The organism is Promicromonospora sp. NPDC050880, assembly GCF_044456525.1.
GTDB lineage: Bacteria > Actinomycetota > Actinomycetes > Actinomycetales > Cellulomonadaceae > Promicromonospora.
The window spans coordinates 35,143-52,222 of record NZ_JBITFV010000027.1; the positions used below are offsets into that span (position 1 = coordinate 35,143).

The window sequence follows — 17,080 nt, forward strand, 5'->3', positions numbered from 1 at the left end:
GTGCTGGTCGGATACGTCGTCCTGGTGGGGCTGACGGCGCTCGAGCGCCTCGCCGAGCTCGTGGTCTCCGCGCGCAACGCGCGCTGGTCGTTCGTGCGCGGCGGCGTGGAGTCGGGGCGGGGGCACTTCCCGGCGATGGTCGTGCTGCACACGGGTCTGCTCGTGGCGTGCGTCGTCGAGGTCGTGGCCGCGCATCGGCCGTTCCTGCCGTGGCTGGGCTGGCCGATGCTCGCGCTCGTGCTCGCGAGCCAGGCGCTGCGCTGGTGGTGCGTGGCGACGCTGGGACCGCGGTGGAACACGCGGGTCATCGTGGTGCCCGGCCTGCCGCTCGTGACCTCCGGCCCGTACCGGTGGCTGCGCCACCCCAACTACGTCGCCGTGGTCGTCGAGGGCGTCGCGCTCCCGCTCGTGCACACGGGCTGGGTCACCGCCCTCACGTTCACCGTGCTCAACGCCGTGCTCCTGGCGCGGTTCCGCATCCCCGCGGAGGAGCGGGCGCTGCAGGCGGCGGGCGATCCGGCGGCCGACGGCGCCGACGCCCCGGGCGGGGGCCGATGAGCACCGACGCCGACGTCGTGGTGGTCGGCGCAGGACCGGTAGGTCTCGCGGCCGCCGTCCGTGCCCGGGAGGCCGGCCTGAGGGTGCTGCTCGTGGACCGGCGCGCGGGTGCGCTCGACGGGGGCCTGGACAAGGCGTGCGGCGAAGGTCTGCTGCCCGGTGCGCTGCGGGCCGTGCACGCGCTCGGCGTCGACCCGCCGGGTCGTGAGCTCGCGGGCATCAGCTACCGCGCTGCCGGGCGGCACGCCGACCACAGGTTCGTGGCGGGCGTGGGCCGGGGCGTGCGCCGCACGACCCTGCACGGGGCGATGACCGCGCGGGCCGGCGACGCCGGGGCCGAGGTGGTGCATGCCCGTGTGACCGGCCTGCGACAGGACGCGGCGGGCGTCGAGGTGGACATCGTGGTCCACGGTGCCGACCAGGTCAGGACGCTGCGTGCGGCATGGGTCCTCGGGTGCGACGGGCTGCACTCCACGGTGCGCCGCCTCGCCGGTCTCGAACCGCGCCGCCGGCGTGCCGGACCGGCGCGGTACGGCCTGCGCAGGCACTTCCGGGTCGCGCCCTGGAGCGACCTGGTCGAGGTGTACTGGGCGTCGCACGCGGAGGCCTACGTGACGCCGGTGGCCGACGACTGCGTCGGCGTCGCGCTGCTCGGGGCCGGGCAGGCTCTGCGCTCGGCGCACGGGTTCGATGCGCTGCTGCGCGCCGAGCTGCCGGAGCTCGGCGCCCGGCTGGCCGGTGCCCCTGCGGCGAGCGCCGTGCTCGGAGCGGGACCGCTGCGCTGCCGCTCGCGCCGCCGGACGGCGGGGCGGGTGCGGCTGGTCGGTGACGCGTCCGGGTACGTCGATGCCCTGACGGGCGAGGGCATCCGCGTCGGGCTCGCGCAGGCCGACGCCGTCGTGCGACACCTGGACGACCCGGCCGCGTACGAGCGCGTGTGGCGGGCGGCGACCCGGGACTACCGCGCGCTGACCACCGGCCTGCTGGCCTGGGCGGCGAGCCCGGCCCGCGGCGCCGTCGTGCCCGCGGCGGTCGGTGCGCCGTGGCTCTACGGTGCGGTGGTCGAACGGCTCGCGCGCTGACCGACGTCACACGGAGAAGTGCTTGGCGAGGACGCCGTCCTCGCCGCAGGGGGATCGTCAGGCCGTGGCTACGTCCCTCCTGCGCGGGGTAGAAAGATCACTCATCGACGATGACGTGCTCACCTGATGTGGAGAACCGAATGACCGTGACGATTGCCGCCGAGCCCTGGGACGCCGAGGACGGAGAGCGTCTGCGCAGTGAGATGCAGGCCGAGCTCGCGGACCGGTACGGCATTCCTGATCAGGAGACGGAGAAGCCGACGGCGGAGTCCGTCAGGGTCTTTCTGGTCGCCCGGGATGGTCAGGGAGAGGCGAGGGGGTGCGGAGCGCTCCAGGTGCTGAGCGATGACACGGCGGAGATCAAGAGGATGTACGTGGCGCCGTCGGTGCGCGGCACGGGTGTCGCGACGGGGATCCTGCGTGCTCTGGAGGACGCGGCGCGTGAGCTCGGTGTCACGACCGTGGTGCTGTCGACCGGTCCCCGGCAGCCGGACGCCATACGGTTCTACCAGCGTGAGGGGTATGAACGGTTCGCCGGGTACGGGCCGTACATCGGCCACCCGATGGCCCAGTGCTTCACCCTGCGCCTCACCGACGCCTGACCCCCGTGGAAGCCTTCATCCTGAACGACGGCAACCGGATACCGAAGCTCGGCATCGGTCTGAACCAGGTGCGCTCCGCCGATGTCGGCCCCGCGCTGGCCCGAGCGCAACCTGCCGGAGTTCATCGAGCGGATCGTCTTCCAGACCATGCGGACGGACTACGACAAGCGGCAGCGCTGAACAGGCATGTCGCGCGCGCCTCGTCCTCGGCGGCTGTACGTCCACGCCGCGCAGCGAGGAGCGCCCGCTGGTCCTGCTTCGGGTGAACCGCGATGAGACCTGTCGCCCCGCACGTCACACGGAGAAGTACACCCAGGACCCGCCGCCCACGCGGTCACCCGGCCTTGCTGCTCGCCCGGGTCCAGGACCACGAACGCGGGGTGGGTGACCGGCAGCAGCGCGGTCAGGGTCGCGGCATGCGGGTCGTGCAGGAGGACGGCCCCGGTGACGGGGTCGGTGTACTGGCGCAGCGCGGCGACGTCTCCGGGCAGGGCCAGGGTCCCGGCCGGCCGCAGGCACGCGGTCCGGCCGGTGATGCCGGGCGGGTCGAGGAGTGGGATGCGCGTGCTGGCTGGTGGTGGATGCCCGGTCGGTCGCCACCCAGGAGGAGTCCGCTGCCCTGGCGTGGCGTTCAGCAACCCCGACTACGTTGACATCGTGATCCACAACTACCGGTGGCGGCTCGGCCTGTCCGAGGGTGATCCCCGGTATGACGCGCTCGAGCGTCGGTTGGTCGCGATGCAGACCATCGGGCCTGGCGTCGGCGGCGGTGGTAGGTCCGTTCGATCCAGGTCACGATCGCGATGCGCAGCTGTTCGCGGGTGGTCCAGCGGCGCCGGTCCAGGACGTTCTTCTGTAGCAGTGCGAAAAAGGACTCCATCGCGGCGTGGGCACACAAATGCAACTGGTGAGGACGCAATATGACACGACTACGACTGCCCGTTGCCCTACTCGCTGCCCTACTCGTTGCGGTCATCGCTGCGGCCGTGTGGTTGGTCGCTACCACATGGGAGACCCGAGATGAGATTCCCCAGGATGTCTTCCTACCGAGCGCCGAAGGTGACCCGTTCCTCATGCCCGGCGCCCATGACGCCACTGCGGACGTCTGCAACGAGGAGCTGCCGTGCCGGTGGGCAGTGCGATCCGAGACCTCGACTGTAGTGATGTTTGCCGACCAGGACGATGCCAAGAAGGCCGTGAACGTGCTGCCCGACGCGCGCCGCTCAAACTGGATCGTTGTGCAGTTCGCCCCCGAGGCGCTGTCGTCCGCAGAGAAGGACGAGTTCATGCGGGGCGTGAACGGCATCTACCACTCTGAAGACTGACTGCCACACCGGCGTCTGAGGCGGTGATTAGGAACTGTTGCACGGGCAGGTGGCAGAGTCACCTATCTGTGCGGCAGTCCCTTCCCACCGACCGTGGGCAACGGCTCTGGGTACTGGTCGATCCACCGGGTGAACCTTCAGGACCCGCCGATCAGGTGCGCCGGGGCGAGGTCCGTCATCGGGCTCTGCCCATCGCAACCTCGGCGGGCTCCGGCGTAGCAGTTCCGCGGCATGCCTGGGGGCCTCCGAGTCGGAGACCGTGGGCGTCAACACAGGTTGACGCGATCTGTGTTGTCAACCTATGTTGACGTCATGGTCACGGACGGACAGGAAGCGGACAGGCGGGTCGACGTGGGCGGCCACGAGCTACGGGTGCGTGTGCAGGGCACGGGGCCGGTCGTGGTCCTGGAGGCCGGCGGAGCCGGGCAAGGCGTGGGCGCGTGGGGGACCGTCCCGGAGCTGCTCGCGCCGTCCGCCACGGTGGTGACGTACGACAGGGCGGGTGTGGGGCGGTCGGGCGGCTCGCAGGCGAGGACTCTCGCCGAGCAGGCAGACGGGCTGCGTCGGCTCCTCGACGCGCTGGGTCCGGGCGGGCCGGTGGTGCTCGTCGGCTGGTCGTACGGCGGTCTGGTCACCCAGGTCTTCGCGGCGCGGCATCCCGACGATGTCGCCGGTCTGGTCTTCGTCGATCCGACCGCGGCGGGGGTCCCGCCCGGCTCGGACCGTGTGCGTCGGTGGTCGTTCGGTGTCATGCACTGGTTGTTGCGTGTCCGAGCGAGCCGGGGTGGTACGGACGGGGCCGCGCTGCGGGAGCTCGCGTTCACGCTTCGGGGGATGCCTGATGCGATGGTGGAGGCCGCGCTGGCTCGTGAGGCACGTGGTCTGCCGTCGGTGCCCACGCGGGTGGTCGTTGCGGGGAGGCGGCCGGCGATGCCGCGTGCGCAGCGTGAGCATCTGGACCGGGACCATGCGGCGCTGGCCGGGGCGCCGTCGCGGGGGCGTGTGCTGGTCGCCGGGCGGGCAGGTCACCAGATCCCGGCAGAGCAGCCCGACGCCATCGTCCAGGTCGTCCAGGAGGTGCTCCACGACGCCGGCGGCCGAGGCCGGGCATGACTCGTGTCGGAAGGCTGCCGCAATGCAGGGCGAGATTGCCCTTGTTGATCGCCCTGGCCCGGTTGCTGAGGTCGCAGCCACCTAATGGCGCGTGGGCCGCGTGCGCCTGGTGGGCGTCCGCGCGAGCAGATCGGTGATCCGGCGGCCGTGGACGAGGTCGGGATCGAGGTCGGGATCGTAGATCGTCAGATCCAGACCGATGAAGCGCCCAGACGCGGTGAGGGGCCCCAGAATGAGGGGGACTGCTGCACCGACAGGTGGCTTCACCCCGGACGCAAAGTCCTGGGGTGAAGCCACACCAGCCTGACGGCCACCACCCCGGACGTCACACGGAGAAGTACTTCGCCTCCGGGTGATGGAACACGAACGCATCCGTCGACTGCTCCGGATGCAGCTGCAGCTCATCGGAAAGAGTCACCCCCACCCGCTCCGGCCGCAGCAGCTCCACCACCTTGTGCCGGTCCTCCATGTCGGGGCACGCGGGATACCCGAGCGAGAACCGCGCCCCCCGGTACTCCAGCTTGAACATCCCCTCGACCCCGGCGGGTTCCTCGGCGGCGAACCCGAGCTCGGCGCGCACCCGCGCGTGCCAGAACTCCGCCAGCGCCTCGGTGAGCTGCACCGACAGCCCGTGCAGCTCCATGTACTCCCGGTACTTGTTCGCCTCGAACAGCCTCGCGGTGTGCGCCGACACCGTGTCGCCCACCGTCACGAGCTGCACCGGCAGCACGTCGAACCGCCCGGTCTCCTCGACCCACGATCGCGGCCGGACGAAGTCGGCCAGGCACAGGTGCCGGTCGCGGCGCTGCCGCGGGAAGGTGAACCGCAGGCGTTCCGTCCCCACGGCACTTCCGGACCCGCCGTCGGGAGCCCCGATCCCTGCCAGGTCCCCGTGGTGGGCCACCACGACGGAGTCGCCCTCCGACCACACCGGGAAGTACCCGTACACCACCGTCGGGTCCATGATCTGGTCCGTGAGGATGCGGTCGAGCCACTCCGCCAGCCGCGGCCGGCCCTCGGTCTCGACCAGCTCCTCGTAGGAGGCCCCGTCCTCCGACCGCCCCGGCTTGAGCCCCCACTGGCCCATGAACGTGGCCCGCTCGTCCAGGAACGCCGCGTACTCCGAGAGCTGCACGCCCTTGACGATGCGCGTCCCCCAGAACGGCGGGTCGGGCACCGGGTTGTCGGCGGCGACGTCGGACCGGGCGGGCAGCGCCTCCACCGGGGTCTCGGTCACCTTCACCACGCCGTGCCGCCGCTTGCGCAGCGCCGGCAGCCCGACGTCGTCCGGGGACGCACCCCGCGCGACCCGCACCAGCGGCTCCATGAGCCGCAGCCCCTCGAACGCGTCCTTCGCGTACCGCACCACGCCGGGGAACTGCGAGGCGAGGTCGTCCTCCACGTACGTCCTGGTCAGGGCCGCTCCGCCCAGCAGCACCGGCCAGCGCTTCTCGAACCCGCGCGAGGCCAGCTCCTCCAGGTTCTCCTTCATCACCACGGTCGACTTCACGAGCAGCCCGGACATGCCGATCACGTCGGCATCGTGCTCGATCGCGGCGTCGATCATGGCGCTCACCGGCTGCTTGATGCCGATGTTCACCACCGTGTAGCCGTTGTTCGTCAGGATGATGTCCACGAGGTTCTTGCCGATGTCGTGCACGTCGCCGCGCACCGTGGCCAGGACGATCGTGCCCTTGGACCCCGAGTCACCCTCAAGACGCTCCATGTGCGGCTCCAGCAGCGCGACGGCGGCCTTCATCACCTCCGCCGACTGGAGCACGAACGGGAGCTGCATCTCGCCCCGCCCGAACAGGTCGCCCACCACCTTCATGCCCTCCAGCAGGTGGTCGTTGACGATGTCCAGGGCCTTCATCCCGGCGCCGAGCGCCTCCTCGATGTCCGGCTCCAGGCCCTTGCGCGCGCCGTCGACGATGCGCCGCGCCAGCCGCTCGCCCACCGGCAGCGCCAGGAGCTCGGCGGCGCGCGCGTCGCGGATCGCACCGGCGTCCACGCCCTCGAACAGGTCCAGCAGCGTGGCCAGCGGGTCGTACGTCAGGTTGCCCTCGGCGTCCCACTCGCGCCGGTCCCACACCAGGTCCAGCGCGACGCGCCGCTGCTCGTCGGGGATCGAGGCCAGCGGCAGGATCTTGGCCGCGTGCACGATCGCCGAGTCCAGCCCGGCCTCGACCGCCTCGTGCAGGAACACGGAGTTCAGCACGGCCCGGGCCGCCGGGTTGAGCCCGAACGACACGTTCGAGACGCCGAGCGTCGTGTGCACGCCGGGGTACTTCCGCGTGATCCGCCGGATCGCCTCGATGGTCTCGATGGCGTCGCGCCGCGTCTCCTCCTGACCCGTGGCGATGGGGAAGGTCAGGGCGTCGACGATGATGTCGTCCACCCGCATGCCCCAGTCGCCCACCAGGGTGTCGATCAGCCGGGACGCGATGGCCACCTTGCCGTCGGCGGTGCGGGCCTGCCCCTCCTCGTCGATCGTCAGCGCGACGACGGCGGCGCCGTGCTCCACGACCGCCGGCATGATCCGCGCGAACCGGGAGCTCGGCCCGTCGCCGTCCTCGAAGTTCACCGAGTTGACCACGCCACGACCGCCCAGCAGCTCCAGTCCCGCCCGGATCACGGCGGGCTCCGTGGAGTCGATCACCAGCGGCAGGGTGCTCGCGGAGGCGAGGCGGGAGACGACGTCCCGGACGTCCGCCACGCCGTCGCGCCCCACGTAGTCCACGCACACGTCCAGCAGGTGCGCGCCGTCGCGGGTCTGGGCGCGGGCGATGTCCACGACGTCGTCCCACCGGCCCTCCAGCATCGCCTCCCGGAACGCCTTGGAGCCGTTGGCGTTGGTGCGCTCGCCGATCGCGAGGAAGCTCGTCTCCTGCCGCAGGTCCGTGGCCGAGTACAGCGAGGCGACGGCGTTCTCCCGCGCGGGCTCCCGCTCGGCCACGGGGGCGCCGCCCACCGCCTCGACCACGAGCCGCATGTGCTCCGGCGTCGTGCCGCAGCAGCCGCCCACCAGGCCCAGGCCGAACTCGCGCGCGAACTGCGTGTGCGCTGCGGCCAGCTCCTCCGGCGTCAGGGGGTAGGAGGCGCCGTCCGGCCCGAGCACCGGCAGGCCCGCGTTCGGCATGCATGCCACGGGCACCTCCGCGTGCTGCGACAGGTGCCGCAGGTGCTCGCTCATCTGGTCGGGTCCGGTGGCGCAGTTCATGCCGATCGCGTCGATGCCCAGCGCCTGCAGCGCCACCAGCGCCGCACCGATCTCCGAGCCCATCAGCATGGTCCCGGTGGTCTCCACCGTCACCGACACGATGACCGCCACCCGCTGCCCGGTCTCCGCCATCGCCTGCCGGCAGCCCGTCACCGCGGCCTTGGCCTGCAGCAGGTCCTGGCTGGTCTCGATCAGCAGCGCGTCGGCGCCGCCCTCGATCAGGCCGGCCGCCTGCTCGGCGAAGGTGTCCCGCAGGTGCGCGTACGTGGTGTGCCCGAGCGACGGCAGCTTGGTGCCCGGGCCCATGGAGCCGAGCACCCAGCGGGGCCTGTCCGGCGTGGTGTACGCGTCGGCACGCTCCCGGGCCAGGGCTGCGCCCGCCCGGGCCAGCTCGCGGATGCGGTCGTCGATGCCGTAGTCCGACAGGTTCGACCAGTTGGCCCCGAACGTGTTGGACTCGATCGCGTCCACGCCCACGGCCAGGAACCCGTCGTGCACGCCCGCGATGATGTCCGGCCGCGAGACCGTGAGGATCTCGTTGCAGCCCTCCAGGCCCTGGTAGTCCGCCAGGGTCGGGTTGGCCGCCTGGATCATGGTGCCCATGGCGCCGTCGGCCACGACCACGCGCGTGCGCATGGCCTCCAGCAGAGCGGCGGAACGCTCGGCGAGCGCGGGTAGGGCGGCGGGGAGTGCGGTCACCCGGGCAGCGTAAGCCTTGCCCCGCCGCCGACGCCGCGTGCGCCCGGCAGTCGGTACCGGGCAGGTACTGTCCCGGCATGACCACGCACGACTACCTCGCCACCCTGTTCTCGCTTCAGGGCCGCACCGCGGTGGTGACCGGCGGGAGCTCGGGCATCGGCCGGGCCATCGCCGAGGCCCTCGCCCAGGCGGGCGCCCGCACCGTGCTCCTGGCCCGCGGCGCCGACCGCCTGGCCGAGGTCGCCGCCGGCCTGCGCGCACGCGGCTGCGCCGCCGAGACGGTGGTGGCCGACCTCGGTACACGAGAGGGCATCCACGCCGCCGCCGACGCGATCGTCGCGGCCGCCGGCGAACCCGACATCGTCGTCAACAGCGCCGGCATCAACCTGCGCCCCCACATGGACCGGATCGACGAGGAGATCTGGGACACCACCCTGACCGTCAACCTGGAGGCCCCGTTCCTGCTGGGCCAGCGCTTCGCACCCGGGATGGCCGAGCGCGGCTACGGCCGGCTCATCCACATCTCCTCGCAGCAGGCCCACCGCTCGTTCGTCGACAGCGGCGTCTACGGCGTCTCCAAGGGGGGCCTGGAGTCCCTGGCCCGCTCCCAGTCGGAGGCCTGGTCCGCGCGCGGCGTCACCGCCAACACCCTCGTGCCCGGGTTCGTGCTGACACCCCTGAACCAGCGGCTGCAGGACGACGCCGAGAAGATCACCGCGCTCGCCGCCCGCACCACGGTGGGCCGTAACGGGCTGCCCGAGGACTTCGCGGGCGCCGCCGTCTTCCTCGCGAGCGAGTCCTCCCGCTACGTCACGGGGCACTCGCTGTTCGTGGACGGCGGGTTCTCCGTCCACTGACCGGCTGTCATGTCGCCGCTGCGTCCGGGGTGTCGACACCGTGCAGCGCCAGCGGCTGCGACAGCCGCCGGTAGCGGGCGTGCAGCTCACGGCGTTGCTGGTCCAGGTGCTCGCGCCAGCAGCGCGCCGCCCTGACCTGAACCTCGCGGCCGGGGGCCGTCCCGGCCGGCAGCTTGTGCAGGACGTCGCGGATCGCATCCAGGGAGGCGCCGACGTCCTGCGACCACCGGATGAACAGCACCTGGGCCAGGGAGACGCCGTCGAAACGCCGCTGGTTCCCGGGTGTGCGCCGGCTGCTCAGCAGACCGTGCTCGTCCCAGAAGCGCACGGTCGAGGCCTTGACCCCGGCGCGCCTGGAGAGCTCTCCGACGCTCATCTCCGGCTGCTGTTCGCGGCGTTCGTCCACCCGGCGAGCCTACCGAGCGACCGGCGCGTTGACTTCGACCCGGGTCGAAGTTGCACGATCGCGGCATGGCTACGAGAACAGCAAGAGCCCTGGTCATCGGCGCGACGGGGCATGTCGGAGGTGCGCTCGTCCGACGCCTGGCCGCCGGTCGGGAGGACCTGACGGTCCGGGCGATGGTCCGCACCCCGGGCTCCGCCGGACTGCCCGACGGCGTCGAGGTGGTGCGCGGGGACCTGACGGACCTCGACTCCCTGCGAGCCGCGCTCCGTGACGTCGACCGCGTCTTCCTGGTCTGGCCGCTGGGTGGTGGCGACCTGGCGCGAGCGGTCGTCGACCTGATCACGGCGCACGTCCGGCGCATCGTCTACCTCTCGGCGATCGGGGTCCGCGACGACGGCGCCCCGGCCCCCGACCCGATCCTCCAGTTCCACACCGACATCGAGCAGGCCGTCCGCGCCTCCGCCGTCGAGTGGACGCTCCTGCGGTCCGGAGGGATGGCGACGAACACCCTCGGCTGGGCGCAGCAGGTGCGCGAGCAGTCGGCGGTCAGCTGGATCTACGGGGACGGCGGCCGGGCGCTGGTGCACGAGGCCGACCTCGCCGAGGTCGCCGAGATCGCGCTGCGCACCGACCGGCTGGTGGGGCTCGCACCGGAGATCACCGGCCCCTCGGTGCTGACGCAGCAAGAGCAGGCGAGCGCCATCGGGAACGCCGTCGGGAGGACGGTGACCTGGAACGAGCTCCCCGCACAGGAGGTTCGCGAGGTGCTGGTGTCCGGCGGTTGGGACGAGGAGACGGCTGACGGAGTCCTCCGGGCATGGGCGAGCACCATCGACCGCCCCGAAGCGCCCACGCCGGACTTCGAGGCGATCACCGGCGCGACCGGTCGTACCTTCGGGCAGTGGGCCGTCGACCACGCAGGGGACTTCCGCTGATCCCCGGCCTGGCGCCGGTTCGTCGACCTTGTCCCGCTGAGCAGCGCTGCCCGTCCGCCCGGGCTCAGCCCCGCACCGGCACCGGCAGCCTGACCTGGCGGCCGGGCTCGTCCTGCCCGTCGAGCTGCCGCGCCAGCAGGTCCATCGCGGTGCGGCCCAGCTCCTCGCCGTCCACGTCGATCGCGGGGGTGTGCTCCAGGCCGAGGGCCTCGATGACCGTGGGCTCGGTGCTCACCACCAGGTCGCGCGGCACCTCGACGCCGCGCGTGCCCAGCGCGAGCAGCAGGCCCAGCCCGATCGACGTCGCGTAGGGGACGACGGCGGTCGCGCCCGTCTCGACGACCGCGGGCGTCACCTCGACCCCCGCCACGAACGTCGCCGGCCGGGGGCCGAGCACGGTCAGCTCCGCCCCGGCCTCGCGGGCGGCGTCCCGCACCGCGGCGGTGCGCTGCCGGTCCTGCCACGACCCCTCGGGCCCGCCCACGTAGACGATGCGCTCGTGGCCCTCGGCGGCGAGCCGCCTGGTCAGGGTGCCGAACGCCGAGGCGGTGTCGGCCACGACCGACGTCATGCCGTCGATCTCGCGGTCCACCAGCACGGCGGGCTTGGCGGCGCCGGCGCTCGCGACGAGCGTGTCCGTGCCCCGCGGGGCGACGACGAGGAACCCGTCGACCTGGCGTGCGAGCCGGTCGACGGCGGCCGCGGAGTCCAGGGCGTGCACGGCCACGGTGAGCTGGAGGCCGGCCTCCTCGGCGCGTGCCTGGGCGCCCGCGATGATCGGGGTGAAGAAGGTGTTGTCCAGCGTCGGCACCACGATCGCGATGATGCCGCTGCGCCCGCGGGCCAGCTCGCGGGCGGCCCGGTTGGGCACGTAGCCCAGGCGGGCGGCGGCCGCGACGACCTTGACGGCGGTCTCGGGGGCCACCAGGCCGCTCCCGTTGAGGGCGCGGGACGCGGTCGCCTTGGAGACGCCGGCCACCGCGGCGACGTCGGACAGATCAGGCACCGTACCTCCTTTGTCGGTGAAGACACTCTAGACGGACGATGCAACCGTTTCCGCCCACCCTGTCCGGTGCCGTAACAGGAAGTTAACGCGCGATTGCAGGAGAGGCACCCGTCATGCCTTAGGGTCCGATGGAACCGGTTCCATCAACGAAAGACGGCTCGTGCGAGCACGTTCCACACTTCTGCTGCTCCTGCCGGGGCTCGCGTTCCTGCTCGTCGGGTTCCTGCTGCCGGCGGTCGCGATGCTCTTCGCGCCACCCGGCGTGACGTTCGCCCAGGTGGTCGAGCGCATGGGCGCGATGCTGACCGACCCCTACGACCTCGGGATCATCTGGCGCACCGTGCGCATCGGTCTGATCGTCACCGCGCTGTGCGTGGTCCTCGGGTTCCCGATCGCGTCGCTGCTGGCCCGGTCGCAGTCCCGGTGGGCGGGCGTGCTGCTCGCGCTGGCGATCTTCCCGCTGCTGCTGAGCAACGTGGTGCGCACCTTCGGCTGGCTCGTGGTGCTCGGCTCGAACGGCGTCGTCGGCCAGCTCCTGACCGGGCTGGGCATCGTCGAGAAGGCGCCCCAGCTCCTGTACACCGAGCTGGCGATCGTGCTGGGCCTGGTCCAGCTGTTCCTGCCGCTGGCGGTCATCACGTGCTACTCCGCCGTCGCGCAGGTCGATCCCGGTCTCGACGAGGCGGCCCGGGGCCTGGGCGCCAGCCGCACCCGGTCCTTCTGGACCATCCTGGTGCCGCTGTCGCTGCCGGGCGTCGTGGTCGCCGCGACGCTCGTCTTCGCGGGGTCGGTGACGGCGTACACCACGCCGTACCTGCTGGGCGGGTCCAGCCAGCGCATGCTGTCGACCCAGCTCTTCTCCTACGCGAGCGTCACCGTGGACTGGGCCGCGGCGTCGGCCACCGCGATCGTCATGACGGTGCTGGTCTTCCTGGTCTCCGGGATCTCGGCGCTGGTGGGCCGGAAGGGGGCCACCTCGTGAGCCGGAGCCTGAAGCTGCGTCACCCCGTGGCGGGCACGCTCGCCGTCGCGGGCTACGTGATCATGATCGTGCCCATCCTGTTCGTCGTGGCCACGGCGTTCACGGCCGGGAGCACGCTGCGCTTCCCGCCCGAGGGCCTGTCCCTGCGCTGGTTCGGCGAGGCACTGGCCTACTCGCCGTTCATGGAGGCCGTGGTCTCCAGCCTGGAGCTCGCCGTGCTGGCCACCGCGTTGGCCCTGGTGCTCGGCGTGCCGGTCACGCTCGCGATCCACCGCGGGAAGATTCCCGGCAAGGGCCTGCTGGAGGGCCTGTTCCTGTCGCCGCTGGTGGTGCCGGAGCTGGTCGTGGGACTGGCGCTGTACCAGCAGCTCATGATCGGCCTGCACCTGGACAACTTCACCACCCTGCTGCTGGGCCACACCGCCCTGCTGCTGCCGTACGCCGTCCGCGTCACCGGGGCCTCGCTCGCGCTGGCCGACCCGGCCCTGGAGGAGGCGGCCCGCGGCCTGGGCGCGTCGCCGGTCAGGGCGTTCGTCACCGTCACCCTGCCGATGCTGCGGCCGGGCCTCATCTCGGCGGGGCTGCTCGGCTTCGTCACCTCGTTCAACAACGTGCCGCTGTCGCTGCTGCTGCAGACCCGCGACTTCCGGACGCTGCCCGTCACGATGCTCGACTACGTCCAGCAGAGCTACGACCCGATGGTGGCCGCCGCCTCCACGCTCGTGCTCGCCGCGACGGTCGTCGTCGCCGTGGTCGCCGAGCGCACGGTCGGCTTCGCCAAGATCTTCGGAGGGATCAACCGATGACCACCCCCGCCGCCGAGCTGGTCGGCGTCTCCCAGCGGTTCGGCAGCTTCACCGCCGTCGACTCGATCGACCTGCGCATCCCGCGCGGCCGCCTGACCACGCTGCTGGGCCCCAGCGGCTGCGGCAAGACCACCACGCTGCGCATGCTCGCCGGGTACGCGACGCCGACGTCGGGCCGCATCCTGATCGACGGCCAGGACGCGACGCGCACGCCGCCGGAGAAGCGCGACCTGGGCATGGTGTTCCAGTCGTACGCGCTGTTCCCGCACCTGACGGTCGCGGACAACGTGGCGTACGGCCTGACGATGCGCAAGGTGCCGGCACCCGAGCGGCGCCGCCGGGCGGCCGAGGCGCTGGAGCTCGTGGGCCTGGGGCACCTGGGCGACCGCAAGCCCAAGCAGCTCTCGGGCGGCCAGCAGCAGCGGGTCGCGCTGGCCCGCGCCGTCGCCATCCGGCCCAGGCTGCTGCTCCTGGACGAGCCGCTGTCCAACCTGGACGCGCGGCTGCGCGTGCAGATGCGCGCCGAGATCCGCCGCATCCAGTCGGAGACCGGGCTCACGGTCGTCCTGGTCACGCACGACCAGGACGAGGCCCTGGAGATGTCCGACGAGATGGTGCTGATGCGCGCCGGCAAGGTCGTGCAGACGGGCGCGCCCCGTGACGTCTTCCCCGCGCCGGCCGACAGGTTCGTCGCCGAGTTCCTCGGCTACGAGAACTTCCTGACCCTGGCCGACGGCCGCGAGGCCGCCGTCCGCCCCGAGCACCTGCGCGTCGTCCCCGCGGACACCCCGCTGGACGGGCAGGCCGACGACGCCGTCGTGCTGGACGCCGTCGTGCGCGACGTCGCCTACCGCGGCGTCGACGTGCTCGTGACCTGCGAGGCCACCGACCCGGCCGGTACCACCGTGCGCCTGGTCGCCGACCACCGTGCCGACCACACCGCTGCCGGGGCCGGACCGGCCCCGGCCCCCGGCGACCGGGTCCGCCTGCTCGCTCCCACGGCGCGGCTTGCCCCGCTGACCGCCGAACCCGAAACCGAAGGAATCTCATGACCCACGCCGTGCCCGTCCGCCGCCTCGCGGCCCCGACCGTCCGCCGCTCCGCGGCCGTCGCCGCCGGCCTCGCGGCCACCGCCCTGCTCGCCTCCGGCTGCTCCGCCGGGGACGACGCCGCGGCCGAGGACACCATCGTCGTGTCCACGTTCCCGTTCGGCGTCGAGGAGTTCCAGGAGGCCGTGATCGACCCCTTCACCGCCGAGACCGGGATCAAGGTCGAGGTGGAGACCGGCTCGAACGCCGACCGGCTCTCGCAGCTCCAGGTGGCGGGCGACAGCTCCGGCATCGACGTCATGCTGCTCTCCGACTACTACGCCGCGCTGGGCCAGGAGACCGACCTGTTCCAGCAGGTCGACGCCGCCAAGGTGCCCGCCCTGGACGACGTCGCCGACTTCGCGCTGGAGGACTCCTACACCGGGCCCGCCTACAGCTACCAGCTCAACGGGACCATCTACTCGACCGAGGCCCTGACGGCCGAGGAGGCCGCCGACTGGGACCTGTACGGCGACGCCGCGCACGCCGGGAGCCTTGCGCTGCCCGACATCTCGGTCACGGCCGGCCAGCTCATGATCTCGGGCGTCGGCGAGACGTACGGCGACGGGCCGTACGACATCGACACCGCGCTGGACACCATCGGCGGCTGGGCGCCGGGCATCCTGCAGTTCTACTCGTCGTCCACCGAGGTGACGAACCTGCTCACGCAGGGCGAGATCGTCGCCGCCGACTCCCTGAGCGGCTTCGCGACCGACCTGGTCGCCTCGGGCGAGCCCTTCGCGTGGACGCCGCCGGCCACCGGCCGGTACATGGCCACCAACCGCGCCATGATCCCCGCGGGCGCCCCGAACGTCGACGGCGCCCACCAGTTCATCGACTACCTGCTCTCGGCCGAGGCGCAGACGAAGTCCGCCGAGCTCGTGGGCGACCTGCCGGTCAACCCCGAGGCGACCGTCCCGGACTCCATCTCGGCAGTGGTCGGCGACATCGCGGCCGACCCGGTCGCCGCCGGCTACGCGACGCTCGACCCGGCGGAGCTGGTGCCCACGCGCGGCGAGTGGGTGGACCGGTTCGCCCGTGAGGTGACGGCCGGCTGACGGGGCCGCGAACCATGACGAGCACTGACATGAGCACTGACCTGACCGTGCTGGACCGCATGCCCAAGGTCGACCTGCACTGCCACCTCATCGGCACGGTCCGGGCGAGCACCTTCGCGGAGCTGGCCCGGCGTGAGGGCCTCGACCTGCCGGCCGAGCCCGAGCGCATCTACGCGGACATCAACTCCCTGCCGCCGGACCCGGACCTGTACCGCGACACGCGCGTCCCCGTGCCGCAGGGCCGCAGCGCCGACGAGCCCGAGATCTCCTACTCGCTGTTCCAGGCCTCCCGCTGGGTGACCCAGGTGCTGCGCGACGCCGACGACCTGACCCGCATCACGTACGAGGCGTTCGAGGCGGCGCACCGCACGAGCGCGACGCGCCACCTCGAGGTGTCCTTCGACGCCGTGCCCGAGCACCTGGCCTCCCTGGGCTACCTCGGCGCGGTCGAGGCGTACGCCGAGGGCATCCGTATGGCGGAGCGCGACTTCGGCATGACGGGCCGGCTCATCGCCGCGATCGACCGGTCCGGCTCGGGCGAGGACGCGCTGGAGCGCGTGCGCACCGTGGTCGACAACCCGCACGAGTACGTGGCGGGCATCGGCCTGGACAACCTGGAGACGGCGGGGCCGCCCGAGCGCTTCGCGGCCGCCTACCGGCTCGCCGGTGAGGCGGGCCTGGGCCGCACGGCGCACTCGTCCGAGCACGCCCCCGTCGCGGTCAACACGATCACCTGCCTGGACGTGCTCGGCTGCGACCGCATCGACCACGGCTACTTCGTGCTGCAGGACGACGACGTGGTGGCGCGGGTGCGCGACGAGCAGGTGCCGTTCACGGTCATCTCGACGACGTCGCGCCGCTCGTGGCGGCCGTGGCGCCGGGCCTCCATCGCCGCGATGCTGGACGCGGGCCTGAACGTGATCCCCGCCTCCGACGACCCGGGCATGTTCCCCACCACGCTCGCGGGGGAGTACCGCATCCTCGCCGACGACCTCGCGGTGCCGCAGGAGCGGCTGCGGGCGATGGCGCTGGCCGGTGTCGAGGCCTGCTGGCTCCCGCCGGCGGAGAAGGCCGGGCTGCGCGAGCGGGTGACCGGGGAGCTCGACGAGCTGTTCGGGCTGGGGGCGGCGCCAGGGCGCTGAGGGCGGGATCGAGCTGGGTCTTCTGGTGGCCTGGTGCCCGTTGCTGGGTCCTGTTGCTTCGGGTCGGTCTGTTGCTGGGTCCCGCCGCTTCGGGTTCGGTCTGTTGCTGGGCGCTGGTCGTCGAGGTCGGTCCGTTGCACCGAGATCGGTCGGCAGGTAGCTGGTGATGCCGGGCGCCTCGTTCCAGGGCGGTGGCGCGTC

General features: G+C 72.4%; 15 protein-coding genes and 2 pseudogenes. 12 read left to right on the forward strand and 5 right to left on the reverse strand.

Translation table 11 applies throughout. The features are described 5' to 3' along the window. Positions 1-3 precede the first annotated feature (3 nt). The 3 genes from ACIBBF_RS24880 to ACIBBF_RS24890 all read left to right on the forward strand — a co-directional run bounded on the left by ACIBBF_RS24880 (position 4) and on the right by ACIBBF_RS24890 (position 2,242). On the forward strand, positions 4-558 hold the full coding sequence (locus tag ACIBBF_RS24880; protein ID WP_397418854.1) for an isoprenylcysteine carboxyl methyltransferase family protein: 555 nt from the start codon (positions 4-6) through the stop codon (positions 556-558). Continuing rightward, positions 555-1,640 (forward strand): NAD(P)/FAD-dependent oxidoreductase, encoded by a 1,086-nt coding sequence (locus ACIBBF_RS24885; protein WP_397418828.1) that lies wholly within the window; start codon positions 555-557, stop codon positions 1,638-1,640. The genes ACIBBF_RS24880 and ACIBBF_RS24885 overlap by 4 nt, the downstream gene beginning before the upstream one ends. Before the next feature lie 140 nt (positions 1,641-1,780). Continuing rightward, on the forward strand, positions 1,781-2,242 hold the full coding sequence (locus tag ACIBBF_RS24890) for a GNAT family N-acetyltransferase (RefSeq protein ID WP_397418830.1): 462 nt from the start codon (positions 1,781-1,783) through the stop codon (positions 2,240-2,242). Positions 2,243-2,568: 326 nt separating this feature from the next. On the opposite strand, the pseudogene ACIBBF_RS24895 reads toward ACIBBF_RS24890, so the two are convergent. Both ACIBBF_RS24895 and ACIBBF_RS24900 read right to left on the reverse strand, forming a co-directional pair. Next, positions 2,569-2,754: pseudogene (locus ACIBBF_RS24895) on the reverse strand (PrgI family protein); the annotation flags it as partial. Positions 2,755-2,873: 119 nt separating this feature from the next. Then, positions 2,874-3,185 (reverse strand): annotated as a pseudogene (locus ACIBBF_RS24900) (hypothetical protein); the annotation flags it as partial. Between the two features lie 220 nt (positions 3,186-3,405). On the opposite strand from ACIBBF_RS24900, the gene ACIBBF_RS24905 reads away from it, so the two are divergent. Beyond that, positions 3,406-3,567: a hypothetical protein gene (locus tag ACIBBF_RS24905; protein ID WP_397418832.1), complete on the forward strand. Its 162-nt coding sequence runs from the start codon at positions 3,406-3,408 to the stop codon at positions 3,565-3,567. A gap of 312 nt (positions 3,568-3,879) precedes the next feature. Next, a complete protein-coding gene (locus ACIBBF_RS24910; RefSeq protein WP_397418834.1) occupies positions 3,880-4,680 on the forward strand; it encodes an alpha/beta fold hydrolase in 801 nt (266 codons plus the stop codon). Between the two features lie 325 nt (positions 4,681-5,005). On the opposite strand, the gene metH is transcribed toward ACIBBF_RS24910, so the two are convergent. Continuing rightward, positions 5,006-8,536, reverse strand: a complete 3,531-nt coding sequence (gene metH / locus ACIBBF_RS24915; RefSeq protein ID WP_397418856.1) for a methionine synthase — start codon at positions 8,534-8,536, stop codon at positions 5,006-5,008. Positions 8,537-8,676: 140 nt separating this feature from the next. On the opposite strand from metH, the gene ACIBBF_RS24920 reads away from it, so the two are divergent. Then, positions 8,677-9,456, forward strand: a complete 780-nt coding sequence (locus ACIBBF_RS24920; protein WP_397418836.1) for an SDR family NAD(P)-dependent oxidoreductase — start codon at positions 8,677-8,679, stop codon at positions 9,454-9,456. A 7-nt stretch (positions 9,457-9,463) separates the two neighbouring features. Here ACIBBF_RS24920 and ACIBBF_RS24925 read toward each other — a convergent pair whose 3' ends face one another. Next, positions 9,464-9,862 carry a MerR family transcriptional regulator gene (locus tag ACIBBF_RS24925; protein ID WP_397418838.1) on the reverse strand — a complete coding sequence of 133 codons (399 nt, stop codon included), beginning with the start codon at positions 9,860-9,862 and terminating at the stop codon, positions 9,464-9,466. A gap of 65 nt (positions 9,863-9,927) precedes the next feature. Here ACIBBF_RS24925 and ACIBBF_RS24930 point away from each other — a divergent pair, with 65 nt between their 5' ends. After that, positions 9,928-10,797 (forward strand): SDR family oxidoreductase, encoded by an 870-nt coding sequence (locus ACIBBF_RS24930; protein ID WP_397418840.1) that lies wholly within the window; start codon positions 9,928-9,930, stop codon positions 10,795-10,797. Positions 10,798-10,861: 64 nt separating this feature from the next. Here the strand turns inward: ACIBBF_RS24930 and ACIBBF_RS24935 are convergent, their stop codons facing one another. Further along, positions 10,862-11,803, reverse strand: coding sequence for a LacI family DNA-binding transcriptional regulator (locus tag ACIBBF_RS24935; protein WP_397418842.1), 942 nt, complete (start codon positions 11,801-11,803; stop codon positions 10,862-10,864). 160 nt (positions 11,804-11,963) lie between these two features. On the opposite strand from ACIBBF_RS24935, the gene ACIBBF_RS24940 reads away from it, so the two are divergent. The 5 genes from ACIBBF_RS24940 to ACIBBF_RS24960 are packed head-to-tail and all read left to right on the forward strand — an operon-like array spanning position 11,964 to position 16,879. Continuing rightward, the gene (locus ACIBBF_RS24940; RefSeq protein WP_397418844.1) at positions 11,964-12,785 is read left to right on the forward strand and encodes an ABC transporter permease; all 822 of its coding nucleotides are present in this window, start codon (positions 11,964-11,966) and stop codon (positions 12,783-12,785) included. After that, positions 12,782-13,591: an ABC transporter permease gene (locus tag ACIBBF_RS24945; protein ID WP_397418846.1), complete on the forward strand. Its 810-nt coding sequence runs from the start codon at positions 12,782-12,784 to the stop codon at positions 13,589-13,591. The genes ACIBBF_RS24940 and ACIBBF_RS24945 overlap by 4 nt, the downstream gene beginning before the upstream one ends. Next, positions 13,588-14,643, forward strand: a complete 1,056-nt coding sequence (locus ACIBBF_RS24950; RefSeq protein ID WP_397418848.1) for an ABC transporter ATP-binding protein — start codon at positions 13,588-13,590, stop codon at positions 14,641-14,643. Before ACIBBF_RS24945 ends, ACIBBF_RS24950 begins: the two co-directional genes overlap by 4 nt. Continuing rightward, complete coding sequence (locus ACIBBF_RS24955) at positions 14,640-15,737, forward strand: extracellular solute-binding protein (RefSeq protein ID WP_397418850.1); 1,098 nt, start codon at positions 14,640-14,642, stop codon at positions 15,735-15,737. The genes ACIBBF_RS24950 and ACIBBF_RS24955 overlap by 4 nt, the downstream gene beginning before the upstream one ends. 29 nt (positions 15,738-15,766) lie before the next feature. Continuing rightward, entirely contained in the window at positions 15,767-16,879 is a 1,113-nt protein-coding gene (locus ACIBBF_RS24960; RefSeq protein ID WP_397418852.1) for an adenosine deaminase, read from the forward strand. The last annotated feature ends 201 nt before the right edge of the window (positions 16,880-17,080 follow it).